A 14,550-nucleotide genomic window follows, 5' to 3' on the forward strand; every position below is an offset into this window, starting at 1 on the left:
CCATGCCGTTGCCGTCTCTGAAAGACCAGTTCGGCGCGCTGATCGCCGCGTCTTCCGTCAGTTGCACCCAGCCCGAGCTGGACCAGACCAACCGCCCGGTGGTCGACCTGCTGGCCTCCTGGCTGGGCGATCTAGGCTTCCGCTGCGAGATCCGGGAAGTCTCGCCGGGCAAGTTCAACCTGCTGGCCAGCTACGGCAGCGGTCCCGGCGGGCTGGTGCTGGCCGGCCACACCGATACCGTGCCCTACGACGAAGCGCTGTGGAGCAGCGATCCGCTGCGCCTGGACGAGCGCGACGGCCGCTGGTACGGCCTCGGCAGTTGCGACATGAAGGGCTTCTTCCCGCTGGCCATCGAGGCCTTGCTGCCGCTGCTCGACCAGCCGTTCCGCCAGCCGCTGATGATCCTCGCCACCTGCGACGAGGAAAGCTCGATGGCCGGCGCCCGTGCCCTCGCCGAAAGCGGGCGACCGCTGGGTCGCGCCACGGTGATCGGCGAGCCGACCAACCTGCGGCCGATCCGCCTGCATAAGGGGGTGATGATGGAGCGCATCGAGATTCTCGGGCAGAGCGGCCATTCGTCCGATCCAAACCTCGGGCGCAGCGCCCTGGAGGCGATGCACGCGACCATCGGTGAGCTGATGGCGCTGCGCGGGGAATGGCAGCAGGCCTGGAACAACCCGCAGTTCAGCGTGCCCCAGCCGACCTTGAACTTCGGTTGCATCCACGGCGGCGACAATCCCAACCGCATCTGCGGCCAGTGTTCGCTGGAATTCGACCTGCGCCCGCTACCCGGCATGCAGCCCGAGCAGTTGCGCGAGGCGATCCGCCAGCGCCTGCGGCCGCTGGCCGAACGGCACAAGGTGAGCATCGACTACCAGCCGCTGTTCCCTGCCGTGCCGCCGTTCGAACAGGCGCAGGACAGCGAACTGGTACGCGTCGCCGAACGCCTGACCGGGCATCGCGCCGAGGCCGTGGCGTTCGGTACCGAGGCGCCGTACTTCCAGCGCCTGGGCAGCGAGACCCTGGTCCTCGGCGCCGGCGACATCGCCTGTGCCCACCAGCCCGACGAGCACCTCGAACTGGCGCGTATCGAACCGATGGTCGGCGTGCTGCGCCGGCTGATCCAGCATTACTGCCTGACGCCCGCCGCCGACTGAAGCGCGGCGTGGCCGGCGACCAGCTCGAAGCCGCCGTTGATGACGAACTGCACGCCCATCGCCACCAGCAGGAAGCCGACCACTCGCGAGATGGCGTCGATCCCGGATTCGCCGAGGAACTTCATGATGCGCCCGGAGCTTTGCAGGGCGATCCAGAAGATCAGCGCGGTGAGCAGGGTGACGGTGATCGCCGCGAGGTGGATGAACAGCGGAATGCTTCCGTAGGTGGATTGCAGCGTCGACGCCGAGCTGACCACCAGGGCGATGGTCCCCGGCCCCGCGGTACCCGGCAGGGCCAGCGGAACGAAGGACAGGTCGCGGAAGTGCGGGGTGATCTTTTCCTCGTCCGACAGCAGGTCGTGCTGGACTTCGGTCTCGTCCGGCGTGGTGGCGGGGAACAGCATGGTGAAGCCGATATAGGCGACGATCAGCCCGCCGGCGATGCGCAGGCCGGGAATGGAGATGCCGAACACCTGCATCACCAGGCTGCCGCCGTAGAAGCTGACCAGCATGATCAGCGCCACGTAGAGGCTGGCCTTGAATATCTGCCGGTTGCGCTCCGCCGGCGGTAGGCTGCCGCCGAGGCCAAGCAGCAGCGAGACGCTGGTCAGCGGGTTGGCTACCGGGAGCACGGCGAGCAGGCCGACCAGGACGTGATGGAAGTATTCGCTCATGGATTTTCCTCGTTCGCGTGGTTGCGCGCCGGACGGCACGGCGAACGAGGCAGCCTAGCGAAAAAGCGCTGCGCGAGTTAACCGGGGTTTTCGGATAGTTTTTTTCAGAAATAGTGGTAAAACGGTTCGGTCCGGCCCCAAGCCCCGTACCATGGTCGAATCCCGCCGCTGCGGGGCCGCCGAGGGTTTAAACTCGCGCGTGATCCATCCGTCTCGTTAACCAGAAAGTGAGGAGAAGCCTGTCGATGTTGCTGCGACGACGATAACGGCGCCCTTCGGGCCGTCCCGGCCGCTCACGCTTTGCTCTCGCTCACGAAACGACAGGCTTTCCCCACCATGCCCGACTACGTCAACTGGTTACGTCACGCTTCGCCCTACATCAACTCGCACCGGGACCGCACCTTCGTGGTCATGCTCCCCGGCGAAGGGGTGGAGCATCCCAATTTCGGCAATATCGTCCACGACCTGGTCCTTCTCCACAGCCTCGGCGCGCGCCTGGTGCTGGTGCACGGTTCGCGCCCGCAGATCGAGGCGCGCCTGGCCGCGCGCGGCCTGGCTCCGCGCTATCACCGCGACCTGCGAGTGACCGATGCGCCGACCCTGGAATGCGTCATCGACGCCGTGGGTAGTCTGCGCATCGCCATCGAGGCGCGGCTGTCGATGGACATGGCCGCCTCGCCGATGCAGGGCGCGCGCCTGCGGGTCGCTGGCGGCAACCTGGTCACCGCGCGGCCGATCGGCGTGGTCGAGGGTGTCGACTACCACCATACCGGCGAGGTCCGTCGCATCGACCGCAAGGGCATTGGCCGCCTTCTCGACGAGCGCAGCATCGTCCTGCTCTCGCCGCTGGGCTACTCGCCGACCGGGGAAATCTTCAACCTGGCCTGCGAAGACGTGGCCATGCGCGCCGCCATCGACCTGGAAGCGGAAAAGCTGATTCTCTACGGCGCCGAACAGGGCTTGCTGGACGCATCCGGCAAGCTGGTCCGCGAACTGCGCCCGCAGCAGGTGCCCGCGCACCTGCAACGGCTGGGCAACAGCTACCAGGCCGAGCTGCTGGACGCCGCGGCGCAGGCCTGCCGGGCCGGGGTCAAGCGCAGCCATATCGTCAGCTACACCGAGGACGGCGCGCTGCTCAGCGAGCTGTTCACCCGCACCGGCAACGGCACCCTGGTCGCCCAAGAGCAGTTCGAACAGTTGCGCGAGGCGGGCATCGAGGACGTTGGCGGGCTGATCGAGCTGATCCGCCCGCTGGAAGAGCAGGGCATCCTGGTACGCCGTTCCCGCGAGGTGCTGGAACGCGAGATCGAACAGTTCAGCATCGTCGAGCGCGAAGGGCTGATCATCGCCTGCGCCGCGCTCTACCCGATCGCCGATTCCGAGGCGGGCGAGCTGGCCTGTCTGGCGGTCAACCCGGAGTACCGCCACGGCGGGCGTGGCGACGAACTGCTGGAGCGGATCGAGGAGCGCGCGCGCGGACTCGGCCTGAAGACCCTGTTCGTGCTCACCACGCGGACCGCGCACTGGTTCCGCGAGCGCGGCTTCCAGCCCAGCAGCGTAGAGCGGCTACCGGCGGCGCGGGCCTCGCTGTACAACTTCCAGCGCAATTCGCAGGTATTCGAGAAGAGCCTGTGATCCGCCGGCGCGTCCCTGGGCGCAGGGGCGCGCCGGCTTCGCTCAGTTGCTGATCAGGCCGAGGATGCTCGCCTGGTAGGCGGCGACGAAGGTATCGAAGTCGCCATCCTGGTCGCGTTCCAGCTCCGTCTGTTCGGCCAGGGAGTCGCTGGCCATCTTCTCGAAGCGTGCCTGCTCTTCGGCGGCCAGCGGATGCTGGCGGAAATACTCCGCGTGTTCGCGGCTCTGGCGCAGGGAGAACGCTTCGAAGCTCTCGCCGCGCTCGCGCATGACCTTCAGCACCTGCGCCGAAGGCGTCAGTTCGGCATCGGCCACCTTAGCCCGCTGCGCTGCCAGCGCCGCCGCGTGGGCTTCGCCGCCGCGTGCGCGGTCGAGCAGCGCCGCGGTGTCGGCGATTCGTTCGAGCAGCTCGTTGGCCCAGACCTTCAATTCCACCGGCTGGCCGCGACGTTGCAATTGCAGGCCCGGCCGCCTGCCTTCCTTGACCACGGCGAGGAAGTTGTCGGTGGCGTCGCTGCACTCGCCATTCAGCAGCGGGCTGTCGCTGAACGCGCAGAACAGCAGGAAGGCGTCGAGGAAGCGCGCCTCGTCCAGGTCGATGCCCAGCGGCAGGAACGGGTTGATGTCCAGGCAGCGCACTTCCACGTACTGCACGCCGCGAGCGGCCAGGGCCTGCACCGGACGCTCGCCGGTGTAGGTGACGCGCTTTGGCCGGATGCTCGAGTAGTACTCGTTCTCGATCTGCAGGATGTTGGTGTTCAGCTGCACCCATTCGCCATCCTGCTTGGTGCCGACCTTCTCGTAGGGCGGGTAGGGCGTGCTGACCGCCTGGCGCAGGCTGTCGATGTAGCTCTGCAGGTCGTTGTAGCAGGGCGTCAGGCCGGCCTGGGCGTTGTTCTGGTAGCCCAGGTCGCTCATCCGCAGGCTGGTGGCGTAGGGCAGGTAGAGCGTGTGTTCGTCGAGACGCTCCAACTGGCTCGGGCGGCCACGCAGGAAGCCGGCGTCGAGGGCCGGCGAGGCGCCGAACAGGTACATCAGCAGCCAGCTGTAGCGGCGGAAATTGCGAATCAGGGCGATGTAGGCGGCGGACTGGTAGTCGCGTTCCGACAGCTCGCTGCCTTCGGCCTGGCGCAGCAGCGGCCAGAGCCTCTCCGGCAGGGAGAAGTTGTAGTGGATGCCGGCGATGCACTGCATGGTCTTGCCGTAGCGCAGCGCCAGGCCCTTGCGGTAGACGTACTTCAGGCGGCCGATCAGCGAGCTGCCATAGCGGGCGATCGGGATGCTCTCCTCGTCCGGCAGCTCGCAGGGCATCGATGGGCTCCACAGGTATTCGCCGTCCAGCTTCGAACTGGCGAAGCGGTGGATGCGCTCGAGATCGGCCAGGGTGTCGGCGACGTCGGTTTCCGTGGGCGTGATGAACTCCAGCAAGGCCTCGGAGTAGTCGGTAGTGATCTGTGGATGGGTCAGGGTCGAACCCAGGGCCCGGGGGTGGGGGGTGAGCGCCAGCTTGCCGTCGCTATCGACTCGCAGGCATTCGCGCTCGATGCCATGCAGGCACTCGGTCAGCAGGGGCAGGTTGGCTGCGGCGCCGAGCAGAGCCAGGCGGCGGGAGAGAAGATCGCTCAAGTCGGGATTCCTTGTGATCGCGTCCCAGATCGGTCGCCCCAATATGAGGGTGGACCGAGCGGTCTACAAGAGGGAGGACGTAAATGCGTTTTCGCTTCGTCCGGGGGCCGGTCGCCGCGCCTTCGGCGGGAGCCGTCGAGGCGGGCGCCCGGCACGGATCGGGATCGCCGTTGCGCGCCACTCTGCCGCATGGCGGCCGCGCCGGTTTACAACTGGGCGAAGGTACCTTGTCCTTTCGCGACCAGTTTGTCGCCTTGCCGCACCTCGGCTTCCACCACCAGGCTGCGGCGCCCGGCATGGAGGACGCGGGCGACGCAGCGCACCTCGCCGTCGGCGACGGCGCGGATGTAGTTGATCTTGCATTCCAGGGTGACGCTCTGGCGGTCGAAACCATGGGAACTGGAGCAGGCCAGCCCCATGGTCACGTCCATCAGCGAGAACAGCGCGCCGCCATGCATGACCCCGCCGCGGTTGCGCAGGTGCGCGGCCATCGGCAGGCGTACCTCGGCGACTCCGTCGCCGAGGCTGACCGGGTCCAGGCCGACCAGTTCGCTGTAGGCGCTGATCATCTGCTCGCGGGCGGGCATCTCGCTCATGGACGGCTCCGTCACTTCTTCTTCAGTTGCTTGGCGTTGGCGAACAGCGCGGCCATGGCGTTGTTCGCCGGCGGCGCGCTCTGTCCGCGCGGGGCGCCACGCTCCTGGCGCGGCTGGCCGCTGCCGGCGGGACGCCCGCCGCGCTGGCCTTCGACCTTCTCGCCGGGGGTGTCGCTCATGCGCATGGACAGGCCGACACGGTTGCGCGGAATGTCCACTTCCATGACCTTGACCTTGACGATGTCGCCGGCCTTGACCACTTCGTACGGATCCTTGACGAACTTCTCGGACAGCGCCGAGATGTGCACCAGGCCGTCCTGGTGGACGCCGATGTCGACGAATGCGCCGAAGTTGGTGACGTTGGTCACCACGCCCTCCAGGACCATGCCCGGCTTGAGGTCCTTGAGGCTCTCGACGCCTTCCTGGAACTCTGCGGTCTTGAACTCCGGACGCGGGTCGCGGCCGGGCTTGTCGAGTTCCTTGAGGATGTCGGTGACGGTCGGCAGGCCGAAGGTCTCGTCGGTGAACTTCTTCGGGTCGAGGCGCTTGAGGAACGCCGAGTCGCCGATCAGCGAGCGGATGTCGCGCTCGGTGTCGGCGGCGATGCGCTGCACCAGCGGATAGGTTTCCGGGTGCACCGCCGAGGCGTCCAGCGGGTTGTCGCCGTTCATCACGCGGAGGAAGCCGGCGGCTTGCTCGAAGGTCTTCTCGCCCAGGCGGCTGACCTTCTTCAGCTCGTCGCGGGTGCGGAACGCGCCGTTGGCGTCGCGGTGCGCGACGATGTTCTGCGCCAGCGTCGAGTTGAGGCCGGAGATGCGTGCCAGCAGGGCGGCGGAGGCGGTGTTGACGTCGACGCCGACGGCGTTCACGCAATCCTCGACCACCGCGTCCAGGCTACGCGCCAGCTTCAGCTGGGACACGTCGTGCTGGTACTGGCCGACGCCGATCGACTTGGGCTCGATCTTCACCAGCTCCGCCAGCGGGTCCTGCAGGCGGCGGGCGATGGACACGGCGCCGCGCAGGGACACGTCCAGCTCGGGGAACTCCTTCGCCGCCAGTTCGGAGGCGGAATACACCGATGCGCCGGCTTCGCTGACCATGATCTTGGTCAGCTTCATGCCCGGATATTTCTTGATCAGTTCGCCGGCCAGCTTGTCGGTCTCGCGGCTGGCGGTGCCGTTGCCGATGGCGATCAGCTCGACCTGGTGCTTGGCGCAGAGCGCGGCGAGCACGGCGAGGGTCTGGTCCCACTGGTTCTTCGGCGCATGCGGGTAGACGGTGGCGGTGTCCAGCAGCTTGCCGGTGGCGTCGACCACCGCGACCTTGACCCCGGTGCGCAGGCCCGGGTCGAGGCCGAGGGTGGCGCGCGGGCCGGCCGGGGCGGCCAGCAGCAGGTCGTGCAGGTTGCGCGCGAACACGCTGATCGCCTCATCCTCGGCGCCGTCGCGGAGCTCGCCGAACAGGTCGGTTTCCAGGTGGGTATAGAGCTTGACCTTCCATGTCCAGCGCACCACCTCGGCCAGCCACTTGTCGGCGGCGCGGCCCTGGTTGGACAGGCCGAAGCGCTCGGCGATCATGACCTCGCATGGGTGCAGGGTGCCCGGCGCTTCCTCGCCGACCTTCAGCGAGGCGCTGAGGACGCCTTCGTTGCGTCCGCGGAAGATTGCCAGGGCGCGGTGCGACGGGGCGCTTTTCAGCGGCTCGTCGTGTTCGAAGTAGTCGCTGAACTTGGCGCCTTCCTGTTCCTTGCCGGGGACCACGCGGGCGGTCAGGGTCGCTTCGTTCTTCATGAACACGCGCAGCTTGTCGAGCAGCGTGGCGTCTTCGGCGAAGCGCTCCATGAGGATGTACTTGGCGCCTTCCAGCACCGCCTTGACGTCGGCGAAGCCTTTCTCGGCGTCGACGAAACGCGCGGCCTCGCTTTCCGGGACCAGGGTCGGGTCGTCGAACAGTGCGTCGGCCAGCGCGCCGAGGCCGGCTTCCAGGGCGATCTGGCCCTTGGTGCGGCGCTTCTGCTTATAAGGCAGGTAGAGGTCTTCGAGACGGGTCTTGGTGTCGGCAAGCTTGATGTCGCGGGCCAGTTCGGGGGTCAGCTTGCCCTGTTCCTCGATGCTGGCGAGGATCGCGCCGCGGCGTTCTTCCAGTTCGCGCAGATAGCGCAGGCGCTCTTCCAGCATGCGCAACTGGGTATCGTCGAGGCTGCCGGTGACCTCTTTGCGGTAACGGGCGATGAAGGGAACGGTGGAGCCTTCGTCGAGCAGGGCGACGGCAGCGGCGACTTGCTGCGGTTGAACGCGGCCGGAGGGCAGTGCGGAGAGCTCTTCGGCGATACGGGTGTTGATGCTGTCCATTGATCCACCTGGTAAAACGAACGAAAACGGGCCGTGTAGACAACGCCCCGCCGCAAAAGCGCCGCATTATACCTGCCAAGTTTCGCCTTGGAGGGCGGCTGGTCGGGGAAAAATCTGCTAACAATGGACAGTCCGGCCCAGCCGCTACCTGGGCGATAATGCCCGCCTGACTCATTCTGGGAGTTTCTATGTCGAACCCTGCCGCCCTGGCCGAAGGTGAAAAGATCCTCGTCGTCGACGACGACGCCCGCCTGCGCCGCCTGCTCGAACGTTTCCTCGACGAGCAGGGCTACCGCGTCCGTGCGGTGGAGAACACCGAGCAGATGGATCGCCTTCTATCCCGCGAACTGTTCCAGCTGGTTGTGCTCGACCTGATGCTTCCCGGCGAGGACGGCCTCACTGCCTGCCGCCGCCTGCGCGAACAGAACAACCAGGTGCCGATCATCATGCTCACCGCCAAGGGCGACGAGGGCAGCCGCATCCAGGGCCTGGAACTGGGCGCCGACGACTACCTGGCCAAGCCGTTCAACCCGCGCGAACTGCTGGCGCGGATCAAGGCCGTGCTGCGCCGCCAGGCACCGCTGGTGCCCGGCGCGCCTGCCGGTGCCGACGAGGTGGTGACCTTCGGCGACTACCAGCTGTTCCTCGCCACCCGCGAACTGAAGAAGGGCGACGAGGTACACATGCTGACCACCGGCGAGTTCGCCGTGCTCAAGGCCCTGGTGCAGCACGCCCGCGAACCGCTGACCCGGGACAAGTTGATGAACCTCGCCCGTGGCCGCGAGTGGGATGCCCTGGAGCGTTCCATCGACGTGCAGATCTCGCGCCTGCGCCGGCTGATCGAGCCGGACCCGTCCAAGCCGCGCTATATCCAGACGGTCTGGGGGGTCGGCTACGTGTTCGTGCCGGACGGCAACGCGCGCAAGGCCTGAGTCTCCGCGCGGCCGGTGCAGCGATGCACCGGCCGCGTCGTCTTACCCGCAACAGGCGTCGGCCCCGTCCGCCGGCGCGCAACCGGTCCGATCGATGAAAACCCCGCTCTGGTTCCCGCAAAGCTTCTTCGCCCGCACCCTCTGGCTGGTGCTGATCGTCGTGCTGTTCTCCAAGGCGCTGACCCTGGTCTACCTGCTGATGAACGAGGACGTGATCGTCGACCGCCAGTACAGCCACGGCGCGGCGCTGACCATCCGCGCGTTCTGGGCTGCCGACGAGGAGTCGCGCGCGGCCATCGCCAAGGCTTCCGGCCTGCGCTGGGTGCCGAGCAGCGCCGACCAGCCCGGCGAGCAGCACTGGCCGTACACGGAAATCTTCCAGCGGCAGATGCAGATGGAGCTGGGGCCGGACACCGAGACCCGCCTGCGTATCCACCAGCCGTCGCAGCTCTGGGTGCGCGCACCGAGCCTCGGCGAAGGCTGGCTGGCGGTGCCGCTGTATCCGCATCCCTTGCGTGGCCAACGGATCTGGAGCGTGCTCGGCTGGTTCCTCGGCATCGGCCTGCTTTCCACCGCCGCCGCCTGGATCTTCGTCCGCCAGCTCAGCCAGCCGCTCAAGCGCCTGGTGGTCGCCGCCCGCCAGTTCGGCCAGGGGCGCAGCGTGCGTCTGCCGCTGGGGCCGGAGACGCCGAGTGAAATGGCCGAGGTGTATCGCGCCTTCAACCAGATGGCCGAGGACATCGAGCAGGGCGGGCGCGAACGCGAATTGATGTTGGCCGGTGTCTCCCACGACCTGCGCACCCCGCTGACACGCCTGCGCCTGTCGCTGGAGTTGCTGCCGGAGAGCGAACGGGAGATGGTCGAGGACATGGTCCGCGACATCGAGGACATGGATGCGATCCTCGACCAGTTCCTCGCCTTCATCCGCGACGGCCGCGACGAGCCGGTGGAGGAGGGCGACCTGACCGACCTGGTGCGCGAGGTGGTGGCACCGTTCAACCAGACTCGCGAGCAGGTGCGCATGGCCTTGCAGCCGGTACCGGCGATGCCGTTGCGGCGGGTGTCGATGAAGCGTCTGCTGGGCAACCTGATCGACAATGCCCTGAACCACGGTGGCGGCTCGGTGGAGGTGGCCAGCTACGTGGCCGGCGAAAGCGCGGCGCCCTACGTGGTGCTGAGTGTGCTCGATCGCGGCCAGGGCATCGATCCCGCGGAAGTGGACAGCATCTTCAATCCCTTCATCCGCGGCGACAAGGCGCGTGGCGGCAAGGGCACCGGCCTCGGCCTGGCGATCGTCAAGCGCATCGCCGCCCAGCACGGCGGCAGCGTCGAACTGCGCAACCGCGATGGCGGCGGCCTGGAAGCGCGGGTCTGCCTGCCGCTGGGGTTGCTGCTACCGCGCGGCGCGGCCTGATACTCGACGGGTTTGTGCCGTTCCAGCGGCACTTCCCAACCCCTCTCGCGCTTACGGAGAGGGGCGCGCCCCGTCCCTACCAGCGCAACCGGTTTCCCTCGAGCACCGCGGTCTTCCCGTAAGGCCAGGCCCGGTTCTGCGCACCATGCCCGCTGGGCAGGTGGTGGTAGAGCGGCACCTCGATGGCGGCGGCGTATTCGCCGAAGATCCGCTCCAGGCTGTGGGCGACTTCCTTGCGCGGGCAATCGGTGAACGAGCCCAGGCAGATCGCGCCGAGCTGGCGCGCGTCGATGCTTTCGAGCAATTGCCAGAGGCTGCGCTCCAGGCGGTAGTAGGGTTCGCCGACGTCCTCCAGGACCAGGATCGACCCCGCCGGGGCGTGCAGGCCGCCGAGGGTGCCGGCCATGCAGGCCAGGGCGGTGAGGTTGCCGCCGATCAGCGCGCCTTCGACGCGTTGCTTGTGTCCGCCGAGGTGCTGCACCGGGAGTTCATGGTCGATTCCGGCCAGCAAGCGGCTGACCGAGGCCAGAGAGGCTAGCCGCTCCTGCTGCTCGCGGGGGGCGCTCAGCGGCGACAGACCGAGTCCGGTTGCCACCGGGCCGTGGATCGCAGGCAGGCCGTGGCGGTGGAAAGCGCTGAGCAACACCGAGATGTCGGAGAAACCGATCAGTGGCCGCGGCGAGGCCGTCTGCAGGCGCCCCCAGTCCAGGCCCGGCAGCAACTGGCCGCAGCCGTAGCCGCCGCGCAGGCACCAGACCGCGGTGATGTCCGGCATGTCGAAGGCGTTGTGCAGGTCTTCCAGGCGCTGCTCGACCGTCCCGGCGAGGTAGCGGTAGCGGGCTTCGACGTGGCGGCCGAGATGGTAGTCCACACCGTGCACTTCCAGTTGCCGCAGGGTCGCCTCCAGCACGTCGGTGGCGATGGCCGAGGCTGGCGCGATCAGCGCCACCCGGCCGTCGATGGGCTGCCAGGTCTGGTCGGAGGAGGGACGAGAGGTCATGCGGCGATTCCATGAAGCGTCAGGAAAGGATTCGAGTGCCGGAAGAGCCCGGGGTTCGGCGGGGTTTCCGGCATCGGTTGCGGCGGTGCTTCATTCAAGCGTGGCATGGACCTTCTGTCGAGGCCGGGATCGCCAGCGTAATGCGGTGCGTCCGATGCGCCGGGACAACGCATGCGTTGTCTGGTCCGGCTCACCCCTTTCCCTTCGTCCTGGCCAGGTGGGGGCCGCCGTTCTTTTCCAGGTACTGGATGATGATTCCGGCGATGTCCTTGCCGGTGGTGGATTCGATACCTTCCAGGCCCGGCGAGGAGTTCACCTCCATTACCAGCGGACCATGGTTGGAGCGCAGGATGTCCACCCCGGCGACGTTCAGGCCCATCACGCGAGCGGCGCGGATGGCGGTCATGCGTTCTTCCGGGGTTATCTTGATCAGGCTGGCGCTGCCGCCGCGGTGCAGGTTGGAGCGGAACTCGCCGGGCGCTGCCTGGCGCTTCATCGAGGCGATCACCTTGTCGCCGACCACGAAGCAGCGGATGTCGGCGCCGCCGGCTTCCTTTATGTACTCCTGGACCATGATGTTGTGCTTGAGCCCCATGAAAGCCTCGAGCACCGATTCGGCGGCCTTCTCGGTTTCGCAGAGGACCACGCCGATGCCCTGGGTGCCCTCCAGCAGCTTGATCACCAGCGGTGCGCCACCGACCATCTCGATCAGGTCCGGGACATCGTCCGGGGAATGAGCGAAGCCGGTCACCGGCAGGCCGATGCCCTTGCGCGAGAGCAGTTGCAGCGAGCGCAGCTTGTCCCGCGAGCGAGCGATGGCGACCGACTCGTTGAGCGGGAACACGCCCATCATCTCGAACTGGCGCAATACCGCGCAGCCGTAGAAGGTCACCGAGGCGCCGATGCGCGGGATCACCGCGTCGAAGCCCTCCAGCGGTTGTCCCCGGTAGTGGATCTGCGGCTTGTGGCTGGCGATGTTCATGTAGGCGCGCAGCGTATCGATGACCACCATTTCATGGCCGCGCTCCCGCCCGGCCTCCACCAGGCGACGGGTCGAGTAGAGCCGGGGATTGCGCGACAGCACGGCGATTTTCATTCAGCACCTGTGGATGGGTTGGACCGGCTGGCGGGCAGCGGCGGCGAGGCTGTGGGTTGTCGTCGCGGCAGGCATTGGACCGGCCGTTTCGGGAATGGATGGAGGTTGGACAGGTGCTGCCGGCGAATGGCTCAAACCGGACTCCCGTCGAGCAGGTTGATGCCCGTCGCCGCGGGCAGGGCGGCCGGCGACTCGGGACGATCCTGGACGTAGGCCAGGGCCGGGTTGACCACCAGTTGCCCGGCGATCAGCGCCTTGGAGCCGAGCAGCACGCGATAGCGCATGGACTTGCGGCAGGCCAGGGTGAACTCCACCGGCCACATGCGATCGCCCAGCGCCAGGGTGGTGCGGATCACGTAGCGGGTCTGGGCCTGGCCGTTGGAGCTGCGAATGGTCTTGCGCGCGACCATCGGCGCTTCGCAACGGTGCCGGCGCTGTACCAGCGTGCCGAGGTGGGCGGTGAAGCGCACCCACTTCTCGCCGTCGCGCTCGAAGGGAACGATGTCCGAGGCATGCAGGCTGGAGGTGCTGGCGCCGGTGTCGATCTTCGCGCGCAGCCCGACCATGCCCAGTTCGGGAAAGGCGATCCACTCGCGCAGACCGATGACGGAAAGCTGGTCGAATGTCTTCACGGGTAGGCATTCCAGGCGTTTTGCCGGCATTCTAGCAGGGCTATGGGCGGCCGCCAGACGGCTGCCCGAGGATGCCGAAGACGAACCTAGCGGCTGTCGATGACAGTCGCGAGACAGCGGCGGAACGAATACGGGAAATGCCAGTGAGCGAGAAAGACGACGACAAGGTGCGCCTGGACAAGTGGCTCTGGGCGGCGCGCTTCTTCAAGACCCGGGCGCTGGCCAAGGCCGCGATAGAGGGCGGCAAGGTGCATTGCCGGGGCGAGCGGTGCAAGCCGAGCAAGGAACCCAGGGTAGGGGAGGAATTGACCATTCGTACGGGCTTCGACGAGCGAACCGTGACGATTCGCGCGCTTTCCGTAGTCCGGCGTGGCGCGCCGGAGGCCCAGGCTCTCTACGAGGAAACCGCGGACAGCGTGGAAAGCCGCGAGCGCGCGGCGGCCATGCGCAAGGCCGGGGCGCTGGGCGTACAGACCGAGGGGCGGCCGAGCAAGAAGCAGCGGCGGCAGATCCACCAGTTGCGCGGCGGCCAGGACTGAGAAGCGCCGATCTCCCGCAGGGGAGACCGGGATGGCCTCAGGCCGAGTCGCGGACCACGCCGAGGCGGCCGATCAGCGGCAATTTCGCCAGCAGGCGGAACAGCGGTTCGGTCACCTGCACCAGCCAGCCGCTGGCCTTCGCCGCCAGCGGTGTGTAGCAGCCCCAGGCGAGGGCCAGCAGGGCCATCTGCAGGCCGCCGATGTAGTCGTCCTGGCCCCAGTGCGCGCCGGCTATCAGGCGCGGCAGCATGAACAGCACGGCCAGGGTCCAGATCAGCAGGAACTGCCCGGCGCGGCGGGCGAACAGCGACATGAACAGCGCCCAGACCAGCAGCACCGAGGCGTGGTCGCCGGGGAAGCTGCGCTTGGAGCGGTCCTTGATTTCCCACACGCGTTCCCAGTCCGGGAAGTGGTCGCTGAGGTGGATGGCCTTGTCCATCAGCATCGACAGGCTGGCGTGCTGCCAGTGCAGGTGGTGGGCGATCTTGGCGTAGAGCACGCGGATCACCACCAGGATCAGCAGGGTCACGATGAAGCCGAAGGTCAGCCGCCGTACCTGGTTCGCTGGCAGCAGCCAGTCGCCGCGAATCAGCAGGCAGAGCAGGATCACCCCGACCACCGCGTCGAACGGTCGGGTACTGAGCAGGCCCCAGAGTTTCAGCCAGGTTTCGTTGAGGGCGAGGGAGCCGTTGAGCTTGTCGAAGAGCCAGAAGTCGAAGCCGTTCATCAGCTCGCGGGTGGGGCCCCAGAGCCACAGGATCAGCAGCAGGAGCGCCAGAAGATGACAGGTGGCGAACTTGCGCCATTGCCAGGCCGCTTGGAACGGAGAGGCATTATCCATAAAATCGTTTCCCCCTATCGGCGCCGGGTCGGCGTACGACTGTCACGAAGCGCGCTT

13 protein-coding genes are annotated in these 14,550 nt (G+C 67.3%); 5 read left to right on the forward strand and 8 right to left on the reverse strand.

Going from position 1 to position 14,550, the window contains the following annotated elements; genetic code table 11:
* Positions 1-2 precede the first annotated feature (2 nt).
* Complete coding sequence (argE, locus tag LT948_RS25785; protein ID WP_003136032.1) at positions 3-1,157, forward strand: acetylornithine deacetylase; 1,155 nt, start codon at positions 3-5, stop codon at positions 1,155-1,157.
* Here argE and LT948_RS25790 read toward each other — a convergent pair.
* Positions 1,130-1,831, reverse strand: a complete 702-nt coding sequence (locus LT948_RS25790; RefSeq protein WP_003096266.1) for a MarC family NAAT transporter — start codon at positions 1,829-1,831, stop codon at positions 1,130-1,132. The two genes, argE and LT948_RS25790, sit on opposite strands and share 28 nt — an antisense overlap.
* Before the next feature lie 336 nt (positions 1,832-2,167).
* Here LT948_RS25790 and argA point away from each other — a divergent pair, with 336 nt between their 5' ends.
* The gene (argA, locus tag LT948_RS25795; protein WP_003096265.1) at positions 2,168-3,466 is read left to right on the forward strand and encodes an amino-acid N-acetyltransferase; all 1,299 of its coding nucleotides are present in this window, start codon (positions 2,168-2,170) and stop codon (positions 3,464-3,466) included.
* A gap of 42 nt (positions 3,467-3,508) precedes the next feature.
* Here the strand turns inward: argA and gshA are convergent, their stop codons facing one another.
* The 3 genes from gshA to LT948_RS25810 form a co-directional block, all read right to left on the reverse strand.
* Positions 3,509-5,092 carry a glutamate--cysteine ligase gene (gene gshA / locus LT948_RS25800; protein ID WP_023094938.1) on the reverse strand — a complete coding sequence of 528 codons (1,584 nt, stop codon included), beginning with the start codon at positions 5,090-5,092 and terminating at the stop codon, positions 3,509-3,511.
* 206 nt (positions 5,093-5,298) lie between these two features.
* Entirely contained in the window at positions 5,299-5,661 is a 363-nt protein-coding gene (locus tag LT948_RS25805; protein WP_042115369.1) for a PaaI family thioesterase, read from the reverse strand.
* Positions 5,662-5,699: 38 nt separating this feature from the next.
* Positions 5,700-8,039, reverse strand: a complete 2,340-nt coding sequence (locus LT948_RS25810; protein ID WP_009878279.1) for a Tex family protein — start codon at positions 8,037-8,039, stop codon at positions 5,700-5,702.
* 188 nt (positions 8,040-8,227) lie between these two features.
* Here LT948_RS25810 and amgR point away from each other — a divergent pair, with 188 nt between their 5' ends.
* Both amgR and amgS read left to right on the forward strand, forming a co-directional pair.
* Complete coding sequence (gene amgR / locus LT948_RS25815) at positions 8,228-8,971, forward strand: two-component system response regulator AmgR (protein ID WP_003096259.1); 744 nt, start codon at positions 8,228-8,230, stop codon at positions 8,969-8,971.
* Positions 8,972-9,065: 94 nt separating this feature from the next.
* On the forward strand, positions 9,066-10,385 hold the full coding sequence (gene amgS, locus LT948_RS25820) for a two-component system sensor histidine kinase AmgS (RefSeq protein ID WP_003109988.1): 1,320 nt from the start codon (positions 9,066-9,068) through the stop codon (positions 10,383-10,385).
* 76 nt (positions 10,386-10,461) lie between these two features.
* On the opposite strand, the gene LT948_RS25825 is transcribed toward amgS, so the two are convergent.
* The 3 genes from LT948_RS25825 to rimB form a co-directional block, all read right to left on the reverse strand.
* Positions 10,462-11,385, reverse strand: a complete 924-nt coding sequence (locus tag LT948_RS25825; protein ID WP_023876151.1) for an LD-carboxypeptidase — start codon at positions 11,383-11,385, stop codon at positions 10,462-10,464.
* A 190-nt stretch (positions 11,386-11,575) separates the two neighbouring features.
* Positions 11,576-12,481, reverse strand: a complete 906-nt coding sequence (gene rimK / locus LT948_RS25830; RefSeq protein ID WP_003096254.1) for a 30S ribosomal protein S6--L-glutamate ligase — start codon at positions 12,479-12,481, stop codon at positions 11,576-11,578.
* 131 nt (positions 12,482-12,612) lie between these two features.
* Entirely contained in the window at positions 12,613-13,113 is a 501-nt protein-coding gene (gene rimB, locus LT948_RS25835) for a retropepsin-like aspartic endopeptidase RimB (RefSeq protein ID WP_003109986.1), read from the reverse strand.
* A 143-nt stretch (positions 13,114-13,256) separates the two neighbouring features.
* On the opposite strand from rimB, the gene LT948_RS25840 reads away from it, so the two are divergent.
* Positions 13,257-13,652 carry an RNA-binding S4 domain-containing protein gene (locus LT948_RS25840; RefSeq protein WP_003136003.1) on the forward strand — a complete coding sequence of 132 codons (396 nt, stop codon included), beginning with the start codon at positions 13,257-13,259 and terminating at the stop codon, positions 13,650-13,652.
* A gap of 37 nt (positions 13,653-13,689) precedes the next feature.
* On the opposite strand, the gene LT948_RS25845 is transcribed toward LT948_RS25840, so the two are convergent.
* Positions 13,690-14,493 (reverse strand): phosphatase PAP2 family protein, encoded by an 804-nt coding sequence (locus tag LT948_RS25845; RefSeq protein WP_073657417.1) that lies wholly within the window; start codon positions 14,491-14,493, stop codon positions 13,690-13,692.
* Between the last annotated feature and the right edge of the window lie 57 nt (positions 14,494-14,550).

This window comes from Pseudomonas sp. CP-1 (assembly GCF_021213715.1).
Lineage (GTDB): Bacteria > Pseudomonadota > Gammaproteobacteria > Pseudomonadales > Pseudomonadaceae > Pseudomonas > Pseudomonas aeruginosa.